Raw genomic sequence first — 19,388 nt, forward strand, 5'->3', positions numbered from 1 at the left:
TATTAATGTTGTAATGTTCTTAAAATATCTGCAAAGATACCTGCCGCAGTAACTGCATTGCCTGCGCCATAACCACGTAATAAAAGTGGGATAGGTTGGTAATAACGAGTATAAAATGCCAAAGCATTTTCACCATCTTTCACTTTATAAAGAGGGTTATTCTGATCAACTGCAACAATAGATACTTTACATTTACCTTCGCAAATTTTTCCAACATAACGCAATACTTTTCCTTCAGCTTTAGCGGTAGAAACACGAGTTTTAAACTCTTCATCAAGCTGTGGCAATATTGCCATAAATTCATCTGCAGATTTTCCTTCAGAGAAGCCTTTCGGCAATACGCCTTCAACTTCAACATCTGAAAGTTCAAGCTCAATTCCAGCTTCACGAGCAAGAATTAATAATTTGCGCGCTACATCTTGTCCCGAAAGGTCATCACGAGGATCAGGTTCAGTAAACCCTTTTTCTCGGGCAAGTGCGGTGACTTCTGAAAGAGAAAGTCCTTCTTCCAATTTACCAAAAATAAAGGAAAGGGAGCCAGATAAAATACCTTCAAAATATTCAAGCTCATCGCCCGCAGCAAGTAAGTTTTGAAGATTTTCAATAACTGGCAAACCTGCGCCCACATTGGTTTCATACAAAAATTTATGTTGGCTTGCTTGAGCATTTTGACGTAACTCATTGTAATAAGCTAATTCTCGTGTATTCGCTTTTTTATTTGGCGTAACCACATGGAAACCTTCTTTTAACGCACGAGCATAAAGCCCTGCTACAGATTCGGCTGAGGTACAATCGACAAATACTGGATTCACCACATGATGTAATTTTATGAAAGAAAGCAATACATCAAAATCTGATGGCTGAGTCGCATTTTCTAAATCGTTTTTCCAATCGTCTAAACATAATCCATTTTCATCGAGCAACATGCGGTTGGAATTCGCAATAGCGCAAACTCGAATTTCAACATTCTTCTTTGCTAGATACTCCTTTTGGCGCTTTACCTGCTCAATTAATTCTCCGCCTACTCCACCAACGCCCACTAAAAACATATCCACGACTTTTTTATTATTGAAAAGCGCCTGATGGGTAGCTTTCACCGCTTCAATCGCTTTATTTTGCGGCACAACCGAAGAAATTGAACGTTCACTAGAACCTTGTGCAATCGCCACAATGCTAATATTTGCCTGTGCTAACGCAGAGAAGAAACGAGCAGCAATACCCTTCGCTTGTTTCATTCCATCGCCTACTACAGAAATAATGGATAAATCTTTAATCACTTCAATTGGTTCTAATTGATGTTCGTTTAATTCATTAGCAAACTCAGTTTCTAGTACAGTTTTCGCTACTTCTGCAGATTTCACAGGCACACAGAAACTAATACTATATTCAGACGAAGACTGAGTAATTAAAATGACTGAAATGCCTGCTCCTGACATAGCTGAAAATACGCGAGATGCCATTCCTACCATGCCTTGCATACCAGGGCCTGATACATTAAACATCGCCAAGTTATCTAAGTTAGTGATACCTTTGACTTGTAAACCTTCTGATTTCACATTGCCATCAATAATAGAACCTGGCGCAGAAGGATTTCCTGTATTTTTAATGACACAAGGAATATTTTGTGGCAACAATGGGCCAATCGTACGAGGATGAATCACTTTCGCACCGAAATAAGAAAGCTCCATCGCTTCACGATAAGAAAGAGTTGGTAATAAACGTGCATCTGGCACTAAACGCGGATCACAAGTATAAACGCCATCCACATCGGTCCAAATTTCGCATACGCTTGCGCCTAAACAAGCGGCTAAACAGGCTGCAGAATAGTCTGACCCATTACGACCGAGCAGCACTAACTCACCTTTTTCATTACCCGCAGTAAAGCCTGCCATAAGCACTACTTTATCTTTTGCGATACTTGCTGCATCAACACGTTTTGTGGATTCTTCAATTTCAACAGAAGACTCAAGATAACCGCCTTTTGCTAATAATTGTTTGACAGGATCCACAATATGTACGCTATAGCCACGCGCTTCAAACCAAGCTTTCATCATTGCGATAGAAAGTTTTTCACCACGGCAATCAATCGTCGCTTTAACTGCATCTTCTACTTTTCCTGCCTGACGAATTTCTTCTAATAATCCTTTAATTTGAGCAAATTCAGCATCAATAAGCGCTTTGGTGCCATTTAAGTCGAATTGATTATTTTCGGCATGTAAGCCATTGATGATGTTATAGAAAATTTCGATTGCTTCGTTGAAATGCGTATCGGTTGGTTGATTTAATGCAGCTTTTTCAGAAAGGGCGACGAGATGATTAGTTATTTTGGCTGGTGCTGATAAAACACCTGCAGCCTGCTCTTCTAAATGAGCTTGCTCGATCAATTTCGCTGCTTGGGAAAAACGTTCCGGATTTGCAAGCGAAGTGCCGCCAAATTTAAGTACGCGCATGATTGGTTCTCCTAGAGATATTGTGTTTTTGAATTTATAAAAAAACCCGCTATTCAGTTGAATCGCGGGTTTTCTGTATCCTGTTTTTTGGTGCACTAACCCGCGCCATTAATCATAGTAATGGTCATCATAATAGTGGTAATCGTGCTAATGATTACGGATAAAGTGCGGTTATTTTTCATTGTGTTTTATCTTGAAAAATGAATACGTAAAGAAATACCGAAATTTCCCGAGCTTGTCAAACAGAAAGTAACAAATTTTTCAGAAATTTTCTCAGTAAATAAATTTCGTGTAAACTAACCGCACTTTTATAAAGGAGAACCTATGGATATCCAGCATAATCTCAACCTAATTCATCAAAAAATTAAAACAGCTTGCGAAGAAGCAAGACGCGATCAAAATACTGTTAAATTACTTGCCGTATCTAAGACCAAACCTATTTCCGCCATTATTTCGGCTTATCAAGCTGGACAAACGGCTTTTGGGGAAAATTATGTGCAAGAAGGTGTAGAAAAGATCCAATATTTTGAATCTCAAGGTATTAACCTTGAATGGCATTTTATCGGTCCATTACAATCGAATAAAACACGTCTCGTTGCAGAACATTTTGATTGGATGCAAACACTTGATAGAGCAAAAATTGCAGATCGTTTAAATGAACAACGACCGACGAATAAGGCACCGTTGAATGTCTTAATTCAGGTTAATATCAGCGATGAAGAAAGTAAATCTGGTATTCAACCAGAAGAAATGCTAACACTGGCAAAACACATCGAAAATTTACTGCACTTACGCTTACGTGGCTTAATGGCTATACCCGCGCCAACTGATAAAATCGCTGAACAAGAAGCCGTGTTCAGAAAAATGTCCGATCTATTTGAACAACTAAAACAGGCCTTACCCAATCAACAAATTGATACCCTTTCTATGGGAATGACCGATGATATGCCGAGCGCAATTAAACGTGGCTCAACAATGGTAAGAATTGGTACCGCTATTTTTGGCTCAAGAAATTATACCCAAAAGTAAAATGAATAATTAAAAACGGCTTATGTTTCCATAAGCCGTCCCCAAAATATACTGTACCTTAAAAAATATTCCGTATATTAGAAAAATAGGATTCCCCCCCAAACAACAGCAACAATACAAAGGGCAATAAATACCGATGCAGAACCTTGATCTTTCGCACGCCCTGAAAGCTCGTGGCGTTCTGTACCAATGCGATCGACAACAGCCTCCACCGAACTGTTTAAAAGTTCCAACGCCATCACAAGCAAAACAGAAGAGAGCATCAAGATAATTTCAATTTTTGTTTCGCCTAAAAAGAAAGCAAGAGGAATTAAAATGCAGGCTAAAAAACATTCGTGGCGAAAAGCCGTTTCATTTTTAAACGCACTTTTTAAGCCTTGTAATGAATATTTAGTGGAATTGATTAAATGGGCTAGCCCCGTCGTTTTATACATAAATTTTCCTATTTTTATAAACGTTTCGCTTCGATAACATCATCTAATTTTGCTAATCGAGCCAATATTTTACTCAAACTTTCAACATTATGGAGTTCAATTTCCATATCAATAGTTGCAAGTTGTTTTTTTGTATCAGCACGGCTTGACACCCCTAATACACTAATTTTTTCATTTGCTAGAACGGTCGTAATATCACGTAATAAGCCATTGCGATCGCCTGCCACAATACGGATATTAATATGGAACCCACTTGCGTAATTTTCACCCCAAATAGATTCTACTACTCGTTCTGGGTGAGCCGCTTGCAAATCTAAGAACTGTTCACAATCTGCTCGGTGAATAGAAATACCACGCCCCATAGTGATATAACCAACAATCGCATCGCCAGGAATAGGTTGGCAGCAACGTGCAATATGATGCATAAGATTGCCCACACCTTCCACAATCACATAACCATTGTTTTTCTCAGATTTCTGCTGAGAATTCACCGCACTTTTGTTAGCGACATGACGTAAAATTTCTTGATCAGCTTCTTCAGCGGTCACTTTAATCAATTTACTTTGCAAGAAATTGATTAAGTTATTTAAACGAATATCACCACTGCCAATGCCGGCATAAAGATCGTCCAAATTTTTCAAGTTATAGCGCGGTAATGCATAAGGTTCCACTTGCTTAATACTTAAATTTAAACGCGCTAATTCATTATCGAGTAATTCTTTACCCGCTGGAATATTTTTATCGCGATCTTGCTTTTTAAACCACGCTTGAATTTTGGCTCGAGATTTTGCAGTGTGAGTAAATCCTAAATTTGGGTTTAGCCAGTCACGGCTCGGGTTAGGATTTTTCTGGGTAATGATATCGATTTGATCACCCATTTGTAGCTGATAGGTAAATGGCACAATACGTCCCGCTACTTTTGCCCCGATGCAGCGATGACCAATTTCACTATGAATTGCATAAGCAAAATCTAATGGTGTAGATCCCGTTGGCAAATCCACTACTTCACCTTTCGGCGTAAACACATAGACGCGATCGTCAAATACTTGGCTACGCAACTCTGCCATCACTTCGCCTGAATCCGTAATATCATCTTGCCAAGCTAGCAATTTGCGCAACCATGCAATTTTTTCTTCGTAGGCAGACATGCTGCCCGTATTACCTTCCTTGTATTTCCAGTGAGCCGCCACCCCTAACTCTGCATCATCATGCATTTGTTGGGTTCGAATTTGCACTTCAATTGGCTTGCCGCCTTTACCTAAAACAACAGTATGAATGGATTGATAACCGTTTGGTTTCGGGTTCGCGACATAATCATCAAATTCTTTGGGTAAGTGTTTAAATTGAGTATGCACAATCCCAAGTGCGGTGTAACAATCTTGCAATTTTTGCACGATAATTCTGACCGCTCTTACATCATATAAACCGCTAAACTCAAGATGCTTTTTCTGCATTTTGCGCCAAATGCTATAAATATGTTTCGGACGACCATAGACTTCTACTTGCTCGATATTTTCGCGTAAATAACCGCTCAACTCACTGACGAAATCAGCAATGTAATGTTCACGATCAAGACGACGTTCCTGCAATAATTTAGCAATAGCGCGATATTGTTCAGGATGGAGATAACGGAAGCAGTAATCTTCTAACTCCCATTTCAACTGACCTATCCCAAGACGATTGGCAAGAGGGGCATAAATATTAGAACATTCTTTGGCAGCAAGGACTTTGTCTTCCTCTGCGCAACGATGCTCTGCATCACGCAAGAAAGTAATACGTTCGGCAAGTTTAATGATTACACAGCGGAAATCGTCCACCATCGCCAACAACATACGGCGAACATTATCTACTTGTAAGGCATTAGCTGAGTGACTAGCATTAAGTTGACGGATGTTATCCATCTCCAACACACCTTTAAGTAATTTAGTGATTTTCGCACCAAACTTTTCTTTTAGGCTTTCCCAATCGGTTAATTTATTTGCAACCACAGGAAACAACATTGCAGTAAGCAATGTTTCCGCATCCATATTAAGTTCGTGCAAAATTTCTACCATTTCCACACCAGACTGGAGCATCAAGGTAGCATTCTTCATTTCATCGGGATGGGTGCTCATTAAGTCACGTGCGTAATACCACGCATCGATCAAACTTTTTTCTGTTTGTTCTGCCAGTTTTAAGCCAGCGCACCATTGTTCAATCACAAAATCCTGCGGATTTAACAAATGAGAACCACGAACAGCAACCATAACACCCCCTTGTTGATGAAGAGCAAGCAACTTCCTGTCGCTTTTATTTTGGGTGGATATTGTACCGAATAACCGAGTTATTTTGTAGTGAATAACGTTATCGATTCCAAATGCCCCGTATGAGGGAACATATCTATCACCGCACTTTTTTCAATCTTGTAGCCAAAATCACGTAAAATTTCCGCATCACGCACTAATGTTGCGGGATTACAAGACACATATAAAATTTTCTCTGCTTTCAACTCGCACAAAGCATTTAACGCGAAAGCTGCGCCACTACGTGGAGGATCAAGCAAAATTTTATTGAACGACTGACGTGCCCAAGGTTGTTCAATAAAAGATTGGTCAAGATCGGCTTGGAAAAATTCAATATTCTTGATTTGGTTTCTTGCAGCATTTTGCTCCGCTTTTTGTACCATTTCAAAAACGCCTTCAATTCCTACCGCACTTTTCACGCGTTTGGCGAGAGGAAGCGTAAAATTTCCCATGCCGCAAAATAAATCTAACACACAATCTTGTTGGTTCAATTCAAGCCAATCCAAGGCTGTATTGACCATACGTTCATTTAATGCACGATTTACTTGGATAAAATCACGAATATCAAAATGTAATTTTATGCCATCAGAAAATTGATAATAAGGTGCATCGCCATAGCTTTGTTCAATGCCTTCATCGCTTTGTAAAAACAGCATTAGCTTTTCTTGTTCAGCAAATTTGAGCAATAAAGTGCGGTCAATTTCCGAAAGTTTTTTGGTGTAACGTAACAACATTGCGACACCATTATCGGCCACCACAAGTTCAATATGCCCAAGCTGTTTCGGTGCTGAAAATTTTTCTAAAAGTGCGGTTAATTTAGGCAGTAAATAATTAATTGCAGATTCTGCCACTTCGCAAGATTGAACAGTAATTAAATCGTTGGTATTTTTCTGACGAAAGCCCATCTCAATTTGTTTTGTGCTTGGATTAAACCATAAACTCAAACGCACACGACGACGATACGCCCAAGCATCGCCACAAATCATAGGTTGAAATGAAATCGGCTCTGACTGTAATTTACTTAATCGTTTAAACAATGCGGATTCTTTCGCTTTTCTCTGCATTTCAATAGGAATATGTTGCCCTTGGCAACCACCACAACGCATAAAATGAGCACATTTAGGTTCTAAACGTTCAGAACTTTTTACTCGCCATTTTTTTGCCGTAGCATGCCCATATTGGAGTTTATCCTCCAGAATACGACATTCCACTTTTTCGTGCGGAAGCGCATTTTCAATAAACCAAGTTTTACCATTAATTTTCGCGACGCCTAAACCTTGATAATCTAAATCAAGAATATCAGCCGTAATGGTTTGAACATTGTTTGTTTTTTGCTTTGGAGTATAAAGAAGAACCATTATTTTAAAAGTAAAATATTTTGAGTGAATAATTCCCGGCTTTTTAACGGTTTATCGCCAAGATAAGGTTTCAGTGCAATACGAGTAAAACGTTTTGCCGCTTGACGAACCGCCTCATCGGAAAAATCTAGGGCTTCAAAGGCTAACAAATCTCTGCCATAAAAGGTGAGATTATCTTTCACTAAGGAAGCAATAAAACCTTTTTCCTCACGATAACGATATGTCATTGTGCAATCCACAGGCTCGCCAGAGCCTGCACAATGCAGAAAATCCACGCCGTAACCGAGAATTTGTAAAAGTTGAAATTCAAAAAGACGCAATGTTGGTTCAACGTTGGTTTCAGTTGCCAAGCCCGTTAAGCATTTTAAATAATGTTGAAATAGCGAAGGATTCGGTGTTTCAGGCTCAATGACACGAGTCAATAACTCATTCACATAAAAACCGCTATAAAGTGCGGTTTGTTGTAAAGGCAGTGTAATTGCGGCAGGTTCAGCTTTAGTGAGGGTTTTCAATGAGCTTTTTCCCGACCAACGCAACAATAAAGGTGTGAAAGGTTGCAAGACCGACTTCCAAGATGAACGCTTTGCTCGTGCACCCTTGGCGATCACGGTTAGGCGACCACTTTCTTCAGTAAACAAATCGACTAAAAGACTCGTTTCACTATAAGGGCGACGATGAAGAATAAAGCCACGTTGGAGTTCGGTTTGCACAATTAATTACCGGATAAACGCTCTACGGGTTGTAATACACATTGTTCCGCTAAAACTTCACCTAAATTAGTTTTTAGCACACTAAAATCCTCGCGCTCTTGCCACGTCCAACGAATATTGCCGTAATTCTTACCGCGCTCAGAAATCATTAATGTCAATTTTTCTGACATAGAATTGAACGTCACCGTAATGTGATGCAATAATTTTTTACGTTTTTTTTGAGTGGAATGAACAACACGAACTTGCTTGTCATCTTTACACAAATAAACTTTCGCCTCACCTTTTTGCAAAGCTTTATCTACTTTTTCCACCTGCATCTTTTGCGGCTCTGGCTTCTTTGGTAAATCACTTTGAGCACAACCGACCAAGCAAAGTGCGGTTAAAATTAGAAACGTTTTTTTAAACATAACATCCTACTTAAAAAAGAAAAATGGGCGATTGCTCGCCCTAAAAATTATTTTTTATATTCATAAGAACCATCAGACTGACGAACAAATCGCGCACCGTTAGATAAACGCATTTCATTTACTCGCCCTTGACTGTTTACGGATACCGCAACTTTATCACCCGGTTTAAAGCTACTTAAAACATTGCCCGCACCCGCTGCTTTACTCATTGCATTAACATCCGAAATATTAAGTTGATTATCACGGAATACTTGCATAAGAGAAACGCCTTTAGGCACAGTTAATGTTTTCGCCGATACAGTTGGTGCAGCTGCTTTCGTTGCAGGTTTTGCATCAACAATTTGAACTTTAGCTTCTTTTTTAACTTGAACCGGTTTTGCCTCAACAATTGGTGCTTTTCCAGCTGTTTTAGCGACGGTTTGTTCAGTTGCTTTTGCTGGTACATGTGCTTTTTCCGCAACTTTCACTTCTTTTTTCGCGGTATCTTTATGTGCAACTTGTTGTTCTACTACTTTTTTCACCGGTTGAACTGGCGCTACAACAGTTGGTGCTTTTGGCTGTTCCACTTGAGTTTGTTGAGCTTGAGTTTGTGATTGCTCAGGTTGAGCTGCTTGCATAGGTTTAGCTGAAGCTGAATCCATTGTATTTGAGGTTTGAACTGGAGCTTGAGCCATATTTTGTGGCGCAGCCATGTTTTGTGGCGTAGCCATGTTTTCTGCAGGTTGATTTTGAGCGGTCAAACTATTAGCTGATTCATCTGCTTTTGGCGCATTTTCAGGTTGGTTAGCTTGCTCTGCTGCCATCTGATTTTGTGCAGGAGGATTATCTAAAATCGTGGTTTCAACTGGTTGATTTTGATCTAAAGATTGGAACTGCACTGGGATTTCATTGCTGTTAGATTGAGTGAAAGACTCAACGGTGTCAGAACTTGGTTTTAATGCAAAGAAAATAATTAATAAAATGACCAACGCCAAAATAGCCATAAATAAACGGCGATGTTTTGCTGGTAATACTTGCAACACTTTCCATTTTTCCGGTTGGCCTAAAGTACGTTTTTCTGCTTGCTCAACAGTTTCTGTGGCAATCGTTTCAGTCTTAATTTCTTCTTCAACAGCAGATATTGTCTCTTCTGCAGATACAGTCTGAATAACTGGCTCTTGTTCTGTTCTCAATGTTTCGCTAGAAATAAAAGGCGCGCTTTCTTGAGCAGGAGTATGCCCAAAAGTGGGCTCTTTACGCTCATGAAAATTTGTTTCTACATGATCTTTTTTCGCAAATAAACCCTTTGCTTTATCAAAAATTGACTCACTAGGTTGCACCACTTTCTTTGGTGTAATTGGTTCAACTTGATTAAGACCTAAATCTAATTCATCTTGAGATGATTGTTCATTTTGATTTTTATTCATAGAATCCACTGGATTACTCCTGATACTTGTTGTTATTCATGTTAATTAGCCACGGAAGTGCGGCAAAAAAATTACGTGATATTTTATCGGATCTTATGCCGCGTATAAAGTCTTATTTGGTTCGCCGGCAATTTCTCGTGCGAGTTTGGGAACAAGATAGCCAGATGTAAGAGATTGCAAGGTTTTATAAATTTGCATAGCTTCAATATCGCTAATCAAAAAATGGCTCGCCCCTTGCACTTTATCTAGCAAATGCAAGTAATAAGGCAAAATTCCTGTTTGAAAAAGTTTATCACTCAATATTTTTAGAATTTGCGCGTCATCATTCACGCCTTTTAGCAAAACGGATTGATTCAAAAGCGTGACATTCACGGCTTTTAATTTTTGCATCGCATGAGCAAAAATTTGATCAATTTCATTGGGGTGATTAATGTGTGTCACCATAACAGTTTGCAAGCGACTTTCTGCTAATAAGGTACAAAATTCATCAGTAATCCGTTGCGGAATCACAACAGGCAAACGGGTGTGAATACGCAAACGTTGTAAGTGCGGTATATTTTCTAAATGTTTTATTAACCACGCTAACTCATGATCTTTCGCCATTAAAGGATCGCCACCTGAAAAAATCACTTCTTCAATTTCAGGATGCCCCGCAATGTAATCTAATGCCAGTTGCCAGCTTTTTTTATTTCCTGGGTTTTCGTCGTAAGGAAAATGTCGGCGGAAGCAATAACGACAATTCACCGCACAACCGCCCTTCGCCATAAAGAGCAAGCGATTTTGATATTTATGAAGAATATTCGGCACCGCATTGGCATTTTTTTCTTCTAATGGATCCGTACTAAATCCTTCGGCTTGTACAAACTCTAGATCAGAACACATCACTTGCAAGAAAAGGGGATCTTGCGGATTACCTTTTTCTATTTTATCAATGAAAGGTTGTGGTACGCGGAGCGAAAAAAGTTTCCGCGCAGCAATGGATTGCTCAAAATCATCTTCTGGTAAATTTAAGGCTTTTAGCAATAATTTAGGATCTGAAATCGCATTTTTTAGAATTGTGAGCCAATTTTGTTCTTCTCTAATGACGGGTTCTTGGGTTAAAATACGCACTTTTCAAACCATCTCTAATTTTTAGGATATTAAAAATATGGCTACATATACTACCAGTGATTTCAAACCAGGTCTAAAATTTATGCAAGACGGTGAACCTTGCGTAATCGTTGAAAATGAATTCGTAAAACCAGGTAAAGGTCAAGCTTTCACCCGTACTCGTATTCGTAAATTAATTTCAGGCAAAGTATTAGACGTAAACTTCAAATCTGGTACTTCGGTTGAAGCTGCTGATGTTATGGATCTTAACTTAACTTATTCATACAAAGATGATGCATTCTGGTATTTCATGCACCCAGAAACATTTGAACAATACTCTGCTGATGCAAAAGCTGTAGGTGATGCAGAAAAATGGTTATTAGACCAAGCAGATTGTATCGTGACTTTATGGAATGGTGCACCAATTACTGTTACTCCACCAAACTTTGTTGAATTAGAAATCGTCGATACAGACCCAGGTCTTAAAGGCGATACCGCAGGTACTGGCGGTAAACCAGCAACATTAAGCACTGGCGCAGTAGTAAAAGTACCTCTTTTCGTTCAAATCGGTGAAGTAATCAAAGTAGATACTCGTTCTGGCGAATACGTATCTCGCGTAAAATAATATTTTACTGTTAAACGAAGGTAAGTTATTTTCGCTGCTATTCAAAGCAAAAAATCTAAATAAAAAATAGCCCCAGACAATTATAGTCTGGGGCTTACTTTTAGTTGATTATCAAGAAATCACGGTAATTCATCAATTTCCTTATCTACTTTAGGCGGGATCATATGTTCACGCCGTAATCCAACATCGTATGCAATTGCGATTGCAATAAAGATTGAAGAATATGTACCAAATCCAATACCCACAAGTAACGCTAAAGAGAAGTTATGAATTGATGGTCCACCAAAAAAGAACAATGCAATAACAACAATTAATGTTGTCGCAGAGGTCATGATGGTTCTTGATAAAGTTTGAGTTAAAGAAACATCAATAATATCAATCGTATCTAGACGTCTTATTTTTCTGAAGTTTTCACGCACACGGTCAAAGACCACAATACTATCGTTAATAGAATAACCCACAACAGATAAAATCGCTGCCACGAAGGTTAAATCAATTTCGATTTGTAATGCTGAAAACACACCAAGAGTAATTATTACGTCATGCGCAAGGGATGCGATACCGCCGAAACCTAAACGCCATTCAAAGCGAGAGCCTACATAAACTAGCATCATCGCTAATGTCGCTAATGTCGCATACACCGCGCCTTGAGCCAACTCTTCCCCTACGTTTGGTCCAACGAATTCAACACTACGAATCTTAATGCCAGAATCTACTTCTTGAAGCATTCCTTTTACACGATCGCCAATGCCTGAATCATTATCCGTAGCTGGTAAACGAATCATGACATCTTGAACAGACCCCGTTGTCTGCACAATTGGACTTTCAATACCATTTTCATGGAGCTTACCACGGATTTTTTCTAAGTCTGCAGATTGTGAAAAATGGGTATCAAAAACAACACCACCAGTAAAATCCAATCCCCAGTTAAAGCCTTTTGATACGATAAAAAATAGCGAAACGGCCATTAAAAGTGCGGAAAAAACATAGCCCCATTTACGCATTTTCATAAATTCGGTCAATGGGAACGGGAGTTTAATCCCATTGATTTCACGGATAAAATGTCCGTCTTTATCTTTTGCAAAAATTTTCATCGTTCCCTACCTAAATTGATAATTTCTTAAGTTGTTTGCCGCCATAGAGCGCATTAACTAATGCTCGTGTTCCTGTAATTGCGGTAAACATTGAAATTGCCACACCAAGTGAAAGCGTAATCGCAAATCCTTGAATTGGGCCTGTCCCCACAGCATACAAGATAATTGCAGTTAAAATTGTCGTTAAATTCGCATCAAAAATAGAGGTAAACGCCCCGTTATAGCCTTCGTTAATTGCTTGTTGAATTGGACGACCATTACGAATTTCTTCTTTAATACGTTCAAAAATTAACACGTTTGCATCCACCGACATACCTAAGGTTAATACGATACCGGCAATCCCTGGCATAGAAAGTGTCGCACCAGGTAAAATGGACATTAAACCCACTAACAACACAATATTAATAACCAAAGCAAAACTTGCGATAATACCGAACATTTTGTAGTAGAACAGCATAAAGACAATCACAGCGATGAGTCCCCAGAAACTCGCATTAATCCCTTGTTCTACATTTTGTGCACCTAAAGATGGGCCAATTGTACGTTCTTCAACAATTTGAATTGGTGCAATTAATGCGCCAGATTTCAATAAGGTAGAAAGATTGTGCGCTTCCGCGATACTATCAACACCGGTAATTTGGAAGTTAGAACTGAAACGACCTTGGATCGTCGCCACATTAATGACTTCCTCATGTTTTTCTAAAATGGTTTTACCATTTTCGTCTTTTTTACCGTTATCTTTATATTCAACATAAAGCGTCGCCATTGGCTTCTTGTAATATTTTTTGGTGGTTTGAGACATAATCTCCCCACCTTCACCATCCAAGGTTACACTCACTTGTGGGGTGCTTGAATGCTGATCTAAACCAGAACTTGAATTAATAATATGCTCACCACCTAAGACCGCGCGTTTAAATAATGCGACAGGATGACCTTGGCGATCATATTTAACTTCCGAATCAGCTGGCAACATATTACGAGAAATTGCATCAGCTGTAACATTTTGATTTACGATACGAAACTCAAGTGTTGCAGTTGCACCTAAAATTTCTTTTGCGCGAGCAGTATCTTGAACACCTGGTAATTCAATTACAATACGTTCAGCGCCTTGACGTTGAATGACCGCCTCAGATACCCCTAGTTCAGCAACACGTTTACGCAAAATCGTTAAGTTTTGCTCAATGGCTAAGTCGCGTGCTTCATTTAATGCTGAAGTTGAAAGACCTAAATTGATACTATCGTTATCCAACTCTGTGATATCTAAGGTTGGATGCAACTGATGAATAATACGTTCCGCTTTAGAGCGTTGACTTGCATCAGCCAATGTGACAGACGTGCCAAAATGCTCAGTATTTTTAATTGTCGTATATTGAATTTTTTCTTTGCGAAGTTCGTTACGTAAACTGTCTTGTAATTGCTCTTGACGTTTTACAAGTGCAGCATTCATATCGACTTCCATCAAAAAACGAACCCCACCGCGTAAGTCTAATCCCCATTTCATTGGGTTAGCACCAAACATGCTTAACCAAGCTGGAGTGGCCGGAGCAAGATTTAATGCGGTGGTGTAATTATTGCCAAGACGTTCAGCAATTTTATCTTTAGCGAGAAGTTGATCATCGGTATTAGTGAAACGAGCTAGAATTGAGCCGTTCTCAAGCACGACAGATTTGGTTGGAAGATTATTGGTTTTAAGCACATCTTGAACTTGTCCAAGCACGCTAGTATTCGCTTCTTGACCGCGCGTACCGGAAATTTGCACCGCAGGATCTTCACCATAAATATTTGGAAGAGAATATAAAATCCCGATGGCCACAATAAAAATAACCATCAAATTCTTCCATAATGGATAACGGTTTAACATAGTTTTCCTTTTCTTTTCTAACGCACAGAGCCACAATTCGTGGCTCTGGAAAATAATTTAACGTTACTCTTAAAGTGATTTTAATGAACCTTTAGGAAGAACGCTCACAATGTAGTTACGATTAATCGTAATTTCTGTCGTGTCGTTTAACGCAATCACGATACTATCGCTACCTTCAGTTACTTTAGTAATTTTGCCGATTAAACCACCAGCAGTTAAAACTTCAGTACCCTTTGCAAGCTCAGACATCAATTTTTTATGTTCTTTATTGCGTTTAGCTTGCGGGCGATAAATCATAAAGTAAAAAATTAAACCAAAGATCACGAAAATAAATAACGTGGACATCGGGTTTTGTGCTTCCATTGTATGTTTTCCTTGTTAATTTAAGTTAAAAATTGCGCTTAAAATACCATAAATTGGCTCATTGGGAAAGGTGAACCACACCCAATATCCTACGTTATGGCGATTAATTTTATTTTTTCAAGATAACGATAAATTCTTTTTCCGAAGCGTAATATTGCTCGACCAAAGCAACAGAATTTTCCTTTGCAAAAATAGAAAAATTTTCCACCGCACTTTCAAGGTTTAAGATCAACATTAGCTCATCATTTTTATCCAAATTTTTTAAGGCTTTTTTGGCACTTAAAAGAGGAATTGGACATCGAAGTGCGGTTAAATTGAGCTGATATTTCATTCTTTCACTTGACGACGAGCACTCATGCTCTTGCCCATTTCAGCCAAAATATCCGCACTTAAGCATTCACGCCCCATTTCAAATAACGGTTCTTCTAACGCAATATGACGATCATAACCTTGAACAAAGCATTCAATTAAATGTTCATCAATATTTTGACGTTGTTCAGAAATAAGCTCTTCTAACTGCGCAGATAATGCATTCCAATTTTCATGCAAATATTCGTGCTGTTGTTCTAATTCATCAATGGAGCTTTGTGCTTGCGGAGCGACTTTGACTAATTGAGGGAAAAAATCTAATTCTTCATCCTCATGATGTAGGGGGGCGGCACGATTGAAATAAGTTAAAATCTGCTCAACATCATTTAATACAGCCTGAGTATAGCCGTGTTTTTCTAGATAATCAGGCAAAATGCTTAACTGACGACAAAAACGTTTTACCTTACTATGACAGGCATAAAGCATTTCAATAGGTTCATTCCAGGTGGTGAATTGTTGAGGTTCAAGAATTTGCATAAGGTTTCCTTTGTTAAAAAATGCGGTCAAAAAACATTTCATTTTTCTACCGCACTTTCATCAATTATGATTTATCCGCTAATTGTAATGGTGGAACAGGTTTGCCCATGCGAGCATAGAATTCCACCACAAAATCATCAAAACGATCATCTTCAATCGCTTGACGAATTTCCGCCATTAAACGTTGATAATAGCGTAAATTGTGAATGGTATTTAAGCGTGCACCTAAAATTTCACCGCACTTATCTAAGTGATATAAATAAGCTTTCGTATAGTTTTTACAGGTGTAGCAATCACATTCAGGATCTAATGGGCTCGTATCATCGCGATATTTTGCATTACGGATTTTAACAATACCATCAGTCACAAATAAATGGCCGTTACGTGCGTTACGAGTTGGCATTACGCAGTCAAACATATCAATACCACGACGCACGCCTTCCACTAAATCTTCTGGTTTCCCCACGCCCATTAAATAACGTGGTTTATCAGCGGGAATTTGTGGGCAGATATATTCTAAGATACGGTGCATGTCTTCTTTTGGTTCGCCTACCGCTAAACCGCCCACTGCATAACCGTCAAAGCCGATATTCACTAAGCCTTCCAATGAGACTTTACGTAATTCTTCAAATACGCCGCCTTGGATAATACCGAATAGCGCATTTTTATTGCCTAATTCATCAAAGCGATCGCGGCTACGTTTTGCCCAACGAAGAGACATTTCCATAGATTTTTTCGCATAATCGAAAGTAGCTGGATAAGGCGTACATTCATCGAAAATCATCACGATATCAGAACCTAAATCATATTGAATTTCCATGGATTTTTCAGGCGAAAGGAAGATGCGCTCACCGTTAATTGGATTTTGGAATTTCACGCCTTCTTCAGTGATTTTACGTAATTTACCTAAACTAAATACTTGGAAGCCGCCACTGTCAGTTAAAATCGGGCGATGCCATTGCATAAAGTCATGTAAATCACCGTGTTTACGCATGACTTCTTGACCTGGACGAAGCCATAAATGGAAGGTGTTACCCAATAAAATTTCTGCACCTGTCGCACGCACTTCTTCTGGCGTCATGCCTTTTACCGTACCATAAGTACCCACCGGCATAAATGCAGGGGTTTCTACGCTGAACGTGCCTTGTGGACGTTCAAATACCAAGCGACCACGACGCGCACTGCCGCTTGTTTTATCTAATTCATACTTCATTTTGGCTCCAACGAATAAACAGTTCGAAGATTTTTGTGAACAAAAAAGCCTGTTAAAAAATACAGGCTTTGTGCTATCATATTTCCAATGCTCTTTGAGCAGAGGCGGATCTGTTAAAATCAGTCCGCCAGTATGCACCTGACGGGCTGTTTGAGTAGATCCTTCATTTGTAATCAAATTGAGGATAAAAACTATGATTAATCTCATTATTAAACTAATCATTGTTATTCTACTTTGCCTACTATTGAAAGGTAGCGCTGGCTAGGTAGATTCTCCGACAAGGGATGGTTACCGCTCTTTATTGTAGGTGCTGACTAATTACAAGTCAAACAACTTATTCCAATCCTCTCACATTAGAATTTTTATTAATAAACATCGCATCGCCATAACTAAAGAAACGATATTTTTCTTGCACTGCATGTTTATACGCATTCATAGTATTTTTATAACCAGCAAAAGCTGAAACTAACATTATCAATGTGCTTTCAGGTAAGTGGAAATTAGTAATTAAACAATCTACCACTCGGAATTTTTTACCAGGATAAATAAAAATAGAGGTATCAGAAAAATAAGGCTCAATTAAATCTAGATTGCCAAATTCTTCTGCAGAAAGTGCCGCACTTTCAATAGAACGAACAGAAGTGGTTCCTACTGCAATCACACGTTTACCCACTTTTTTTGTTGCAATAATTGCATTGCAAACTTCTTGGGAAACTTCTACGTATTCTGTATGCATCACATGATCTTCAATATTTTCGACACGAACTGGCTGGAATGTTCCTGCGCCCACATGCAATGTAACAAATTCAAAATTCACGCCTTTCGCTTTAAGTTTTTCAAGTAAGGGCTCATCAAAATGTAAGCCTGCTGTTGGTGCTGCTACCGCACCCGGTACTTTACTATAAACGGTTTGATAACATTCTTGATCAGCTTCTTCATCTGGACGGTCGATATAAGGCGGCAATGGCATATGTCCAATGGATTGCAACACATCTAAAAGAGCGGTTGATTTATCACTTAATTCCACTTCAAATAATGCGCCATGACGCACTGTCATTACCGCTCTAATTCCATGATTTTCGCCTAATTTATCTTCACCTAAAAATAATTCAGTTCCTTCTTTTGGTGATTTTGATGAACGAATATGCGCTAAGAAACGATGCTCATCTAGCATGCGTTCAACTAAAACTTCAATTTTTCCACCGCTGGCTTTACGCCCAAACATTCTTGCAGGAATGACGCGAGTATTATTGAAAATCAATAAATCGCCTTCATTAATTAAATCCAATACATCTGAAAAAGTGCGATCAATTACCGCGCCATTTTCCCCATTCAAATGTAATAAACGGCAAGATGCTCTGTCCTCTTTTGGATAACGAGCAATAAGTTCATCAGGTAAATCGAAATTAAAATCTGAAACACGCATAATCAATATGGATAAAATAAAATGATGGTTAAGTCTAGTTTGAATTCAATATGAACTCAAGAAAAAATCAAATTAAGAGAATTTTATCCCCCTCATTGTATAGCTGTTAATTTAAGATTTGTTTCTTTCGAGAGATAATAGCTAAATATCTTATGATAGCCTTACATTAGCCATCAATGAGCATTCAAAATGTTAATAAACTATACCTACACGATCTTTTTGCTATCAAAAAAGATATCCTATAGAATGCCGAAATCAAGATAAGGTGAAAGACAATGACAAAGAAAAAAATAAAACCCGGATCAAATAATATTGCGTTGAATAAACGAGCAAGACACGATTATTTTATTGAAGATGAGATTGAAGCAGGCCTTGAACTACAAGGCTGGGAAGTAAAATCAATGCGTGCAGGCAAAGCCAATATTAGTGATAGCTATGTAATTTTCAAAAATGGAGAAGCTTTTTTATTTGGTGCCAGCATCCAACCTCTAAATGTTGCCTCAACTCACATTGTTTGCGATCCTACACGAACACGTAAATTATTACTCAATAAGCGAGAACTTGCCTCACTATTTGGTAAAGCTAATCGTGACGGATTCACTATTGTGGCGCTATCTCTTTATTGGAAAAGTGCTTGGGCAAAAGTTAAAATTGGCTTAGCAAAAGGGAAAAAACAACACGACAAACGCGATGATATTAAAGAGCGTGAGTGGAAAGTTACAAAAGATCGCATTATGAAAAATGCACATCGTGGATGATATGAAAAAAGCATAAAGCCCGAAATGATTCGGGCTT

18 protein-coding genes and 1 other annotated feature are annotated in these 19,388 nt (G+C 38.7%); of the genes, 3 read left to right on the top strand and 15 right to left on the bottom strand.

Annotation, left to right across the window (positions count from 1 at the left end):
• Positions 1 to 2: 2 nt before the first annotated feature.
• Positions 3 to 2,450, bottom strand: a complete 2,448-nt coding sequence (gene thrA / locus KKW16_RS02520) for a bifunctional aspartate kinase/homoserine dehydrogenase I (protein WP_048954204.1) — start codon at positions 2,448 to 2,450, stop codon at positions 3 to 5.
• 35 nt (positions 2,451 to 2,485) lie between these two features.
• Positions 2,486 to 2,604, bottom strand: a sequence feature (Thr leader region).
• 170 nt (positions 2,605 to 2,774) lie between these two features.
• On the opposite strand from thrA, the gene KKW16_RS02525 reads away from it, so the two are divergent.
• Positions 2,775 to 3,479 (top strand): YggS family pyridoxal phosphate-dependent enzyme, encoded by a 705-nt coding sequence (locus tag KKW16_RS02525; RefSeq protein ID WP_048954205.1) that lies wholly within the window; start codon positions 2,775 to 2,777, stop codon positions 3,477 to 3,479.
• Positions 3,480 to 3,556: 77 nt separating this feature from the next.
• On the opposite strand, the gene KKW16_RS02530 is transcribed toward KKW16_RS02525, so the two are convergent.
• The 7 genes from KKW16_RS02530 to epmB all read right to left on the bottom strand — a co-directional run bounded on the left by KKW16_RS02530 (position 3,557) and on the right by epmB (position 11,186).
• Positions 3,557 to 3,913, bottom strand: coding sequence for a diacylglycerol kinase (locus KKW16_RS02530; RefSeq protein WP_048954206.1), 357 nt, complete (start codon positions 3,911 to 3,913; stop codon positions 3,557 to 3,559).
• Positions 3,914 to 3,927: 14 nt separating this feature from the next.
• Positions 3,928 to 6,159, bottom strand: coding sequence for a GTP diphosphokinase (gene relA / locus KKW16_RS02535; protein ID WP_048954207.1), 2,232 nt, complete (start codon positions 6,157 to 6,159; stop codon positions 3,928 to 3,930).
• 77 nt (positions 6,160 to 6,236) lie between these two features.
• The gene (rlmD, locus tag KKW16_RS02540) at positions 6,237 to 7,553 is read right to left on the bottom strand and encodes a 23S rRNA (uracil(1939)-C(5))-methyltransferase RlmD (RefSeq protein WP_048954208.1); all 1,317 of its coding nucleotides are present in this window, start codon (positions 7,551 to 7,553) and stop codon (positions 6,237 to 6,239) included.
• Positions 7,553 to 8,263 carry a DNA repair protein RecO gene (gene recO / locus KKW16_RS02545; RefSeq protein WP_048954209.1) on the bottom strand — a complete coding sequence of 237 codons (711 nt, stop codon included), beginning with the start codon at positions 8,261 to 8,263 and terminating at the stop codon, positions 7,553 to 7,555. The genes rlmD and recO overlap by 1 nt, the downstream gene beginning before the upstream one ends.
• A 2-nt stretch (positions 8,264 to 8,265) precedes the next feature.
• Positions 8,266 to 8,670, bottom strand: coding sequence for a hypothetical protein (locus tag KKW16_RS02550; protein WP_048954210.1), 405 nt, complete (start codon positions 8,668 to 8,670; stop codon positions 8,266 to 8,268).
• Between the two features lie 47 nt (positions 8,671 to 8,717).
• A complete protein-coding gene (gene oapA / locus KKW16_RS02555; protein WP_048954211.1) occupies positions 8,718 to 10,085 on the bottom strand; it encodes an opacity-associated protein OapA in 1,368 nt (455 codons plus the stop codon).
• 84 nt (positions 10,086 to 10,169) lie between these two features.
• Complete coding sequence (gene epmB / locus KKW16_RS02560) at positions 10,170 to 11,186, bottom strand: EF-P beta-lysylation protein EpmB (RefSeq protein WP_048954212.1); 1,017 nt, start codon at positions 11,184 to 11,186, stop codon at positions 10,170 to 10,172.
• Positions 11,187 to 11,223: 37 nt separating this feature from the next.
• Between epmB and efp the strand changes: the two genes are divergently transcribed.
• Positions 11,224 to 11,790, top strand: coding sequence for an elongation factor P (efp, locus tag KKW16_RS02565; RefSeq protein ID WP_005635150.1), 567 nt, complete (start codon positions 11,224 to 11,226; stop codon positions 11,788 to 11,790).
• Positions 11,791 to 11,909: 119 nt separating this feature from the next.
• Here the strand turns inward: efp and secF are convergent, their stop codons facing one another.
• The 7 genes from secF to queA form a co-directional block, all read right to left on the bottom strand.
• Positions 11,910 to 12,884, bottom strand: coding sequence for a protein translocase subunit SecF (gene secF, locus KKW16_RS02570; protein WP_005634414.1), 975 nt, complete (start codon positions 12,882 to 12,884; stop codon positions 11,910 to 11,912).
• 10 nt (positions 12,885 to 12,894) lie between these two features.
• A complete protein-coding gene (gene secD / locus KKW16_RS02575) occupies positions 12,895 to 14,745 on the bottom strand; it encodes a protein translocase subunit SecD (RefSeq protein ID WP_065264486.1) in 1,851 nt (616 codons plus the stop codon).
• 69 nt (positions 14,746 to 14,814) lie between these two features.
• On the bottom strand, positions 14,815 to 15,108 hold the full coding sequence (gene yajC, locus KKW16_RS02580) for a preprotein translocase subunit YajC (RefSeq protein ID WP_005631054.1): 294 nt from the start codon (positions 15,106 to 15,108) through the stop codon (positions 14,815 to 14,817).
• A gap of 109 nt (positions 15,109 to 15,217) precedes the next feature.
• Positions 15,218 to 15,439 (bottom strand): sulfurtransferase TusA family protein, encoded by a 222-nt coding sequence (locus KKW16_RS02585; protein ID WP_046938956.1) that lies wholly within the window; start codon positions 15,437 to 15,439, stop codon positions 15,218 to 15,220.
• The gene (locus tag KKW16_RS02590; RefSeq protein ID WP_048954214.1) at positions 15,436 to 15,954 is read right to left on the bottom strand and encodes a hemerythrin domain-containing protein; all 519 of its coding nucleotides are present in this window, start codon (positions 15,952 to 15,954) and stop codon (positions 15,436 to 15,438) included. Before KKW16_RS02590 ends, KKW16_RS02585 begins: the two co-directional genes overlap by 4 nt.
• Before the next feature lie 64 nt (positions 15,955 to 16,018).
• Complete coding sequence (tgt, locus tag KKW16_RS02595; RefSeq protein WP_005695471.1) at positions 16,019 to 17,167, bottom strand: tRNA guanosine(34) transglycosylase Tgt; 1,149 nt, start codon at positions 17,165 to 17,167, stop codon at positions 16,019 to 16,021.
• Positions 17,168 to 17,501: 334 nt separating this feature from the next.
• Positions 17,502 to 18,593 (bottom strand): tRNA preQ1(34) S-adenosylmethionine ribosyltransferase-isomerase QueA, encoded by a 1,092-nt coding sequence (queA, locus tag KKW16_RS02600; protein WP_048954215.1) that lies wholly within the window; start codon positions 18,591 to 18,593, stop codon positions 17,502 to 17,504.
• A 275-nt stretch (positions 18,594 to 18,868) separates the two neighbouring features.
• Between queA and smpB the strand changes: the two genes are divergently transcribed.
• A complete protein-coding gene (gene smpB, locus KKW16_RS02605; RefSeq protein WP_048954216.1) occupies positions 18,869 to 19,351 on the top strand; it encodes an SsrA-binding protein SmpB in 483 nt (160 codons plus the stop codon).
• Positions 19,352 to 19,388: the final 37 nt, after the last annotated feature.

Source organism: Haemophilus sp. SZY H8, assembly GCF_018829755.1.
In the GTDB taxonomy this organism is placed as follows: domain Bacteria; phylum Pseudomonadota; class Gammaproteobacteria; order Enterobacterales; family Pasteurellaceae; genus Haemophilus; species Haemophilus haemolyticus_K.

What these genes read in the sequence shown, in the direction of transcription:
- rlmD (WP_048954208.1), bottom strand. Translation starts at nt 7,553, where the DNA reads ATGGTTCTTCTTTATACTCCAAAGCAAAAAACAAACAATGTTCAAACC.
- relA (WP_048954207.1), bottom strand. Translation starts at nt 6,159, where the DNA reads ATGGTTGCTGTTCGTGGTTCTCATTTGTTAAATCCGCAGGATTTTGTG.
- queA (WP_048954215.1), bottom strand. Translation starts at nt 18,593, where the DNA reads ATGCGTGTTTCAGATTTTAATTTCGATTTACCTGATGAACTTATTGCT.
- secF (WP_005634414.1), bottom strand. Translation starts at nt 12,884, where the DNA reads ATGAAAATTTTTGCAAAAGATAAAGACGGACATTTTATCCGTGAAATC.
- yajC (WP_005631054.1), bottom strand. Translation starts at nt 15,108, where the DNA reads ATGGAAGCACAAAACCCGATGTCCACGTTATTTATTTTCGTGATCTTT.
- thrA (WP_048954204.1), bottom strand. Translation starts at nt 2,450, where the DNA reads ATGCGCGTACTTAAATTTGGCGGCACTTCGCTTGCAAATCCGGAACGT.
- efp (WP_005635150.1), top strand. Translation starts at nt 11,224, where the DNA reads ATGGCTACATATACTACCAGTGATTTCAAACCAGGTCTAAAATTTATG.
- KKW16_RS02550 (WP_048954210.1), bottom strand. Translation starts at nt 8,670, where the DNA reads ATGTTTAAAAAAACGTTTCTAATTTTAACCGCACTTTGCTTGGTCGGT.
- tgt (WP_005695471.1), bottom strand. Translation starts at nt 17,167, where the DNA reads ATGAAGTATGAATTAGATAAAACAAGCGGCAGTGCGCGTCGTGGTCGC.
- smpB (WP_048954216.1), top strand. Translation starts at nt 18,869, where the DNA reads ATGACAAAGAAAAAAATAAAACCCGGATCAAATAATATTGCGTTGAAT.
- KKW16_RS02530 (WP_048954206.1), bottom strand. Translation starts at nt 3,913, where the DNA reads ATGTATAAAACGACGGGGCTAGCCCATTTAATCAATTCCACTAAATAT.
- KKW16_RS02590 (WP_048954214.1), bottom strand. Translation starts at nt 15,954, where the DNA reads ATGCAAATTCTTGAACCTCAACAATTCACCACCTGGAATGAACCTATT.
- KKW16_RS02585 (WP_046938956.1), bottom strand. Translation starts at nt 15,439, where the DNA reads ATGAAATATCAGCTCAATTTAACCGCACTTCGATGTCCAATTCCTCTT.
- KKW16_RS02525 (WP_048954205.1), top strand. Translation starts at nt 2,775, where the DNA reads ATGGATATCCAGCATAATCTCAACCTAATTCATCAAAAAATTAAAACA.
- secD (WP_065264486.1), bottom strand. Translation starts at nt 14,745, where the DNA reads ATGTTAAACCGTTATCCATTATGGAAGAATTTGATGGTTATTTTTATT.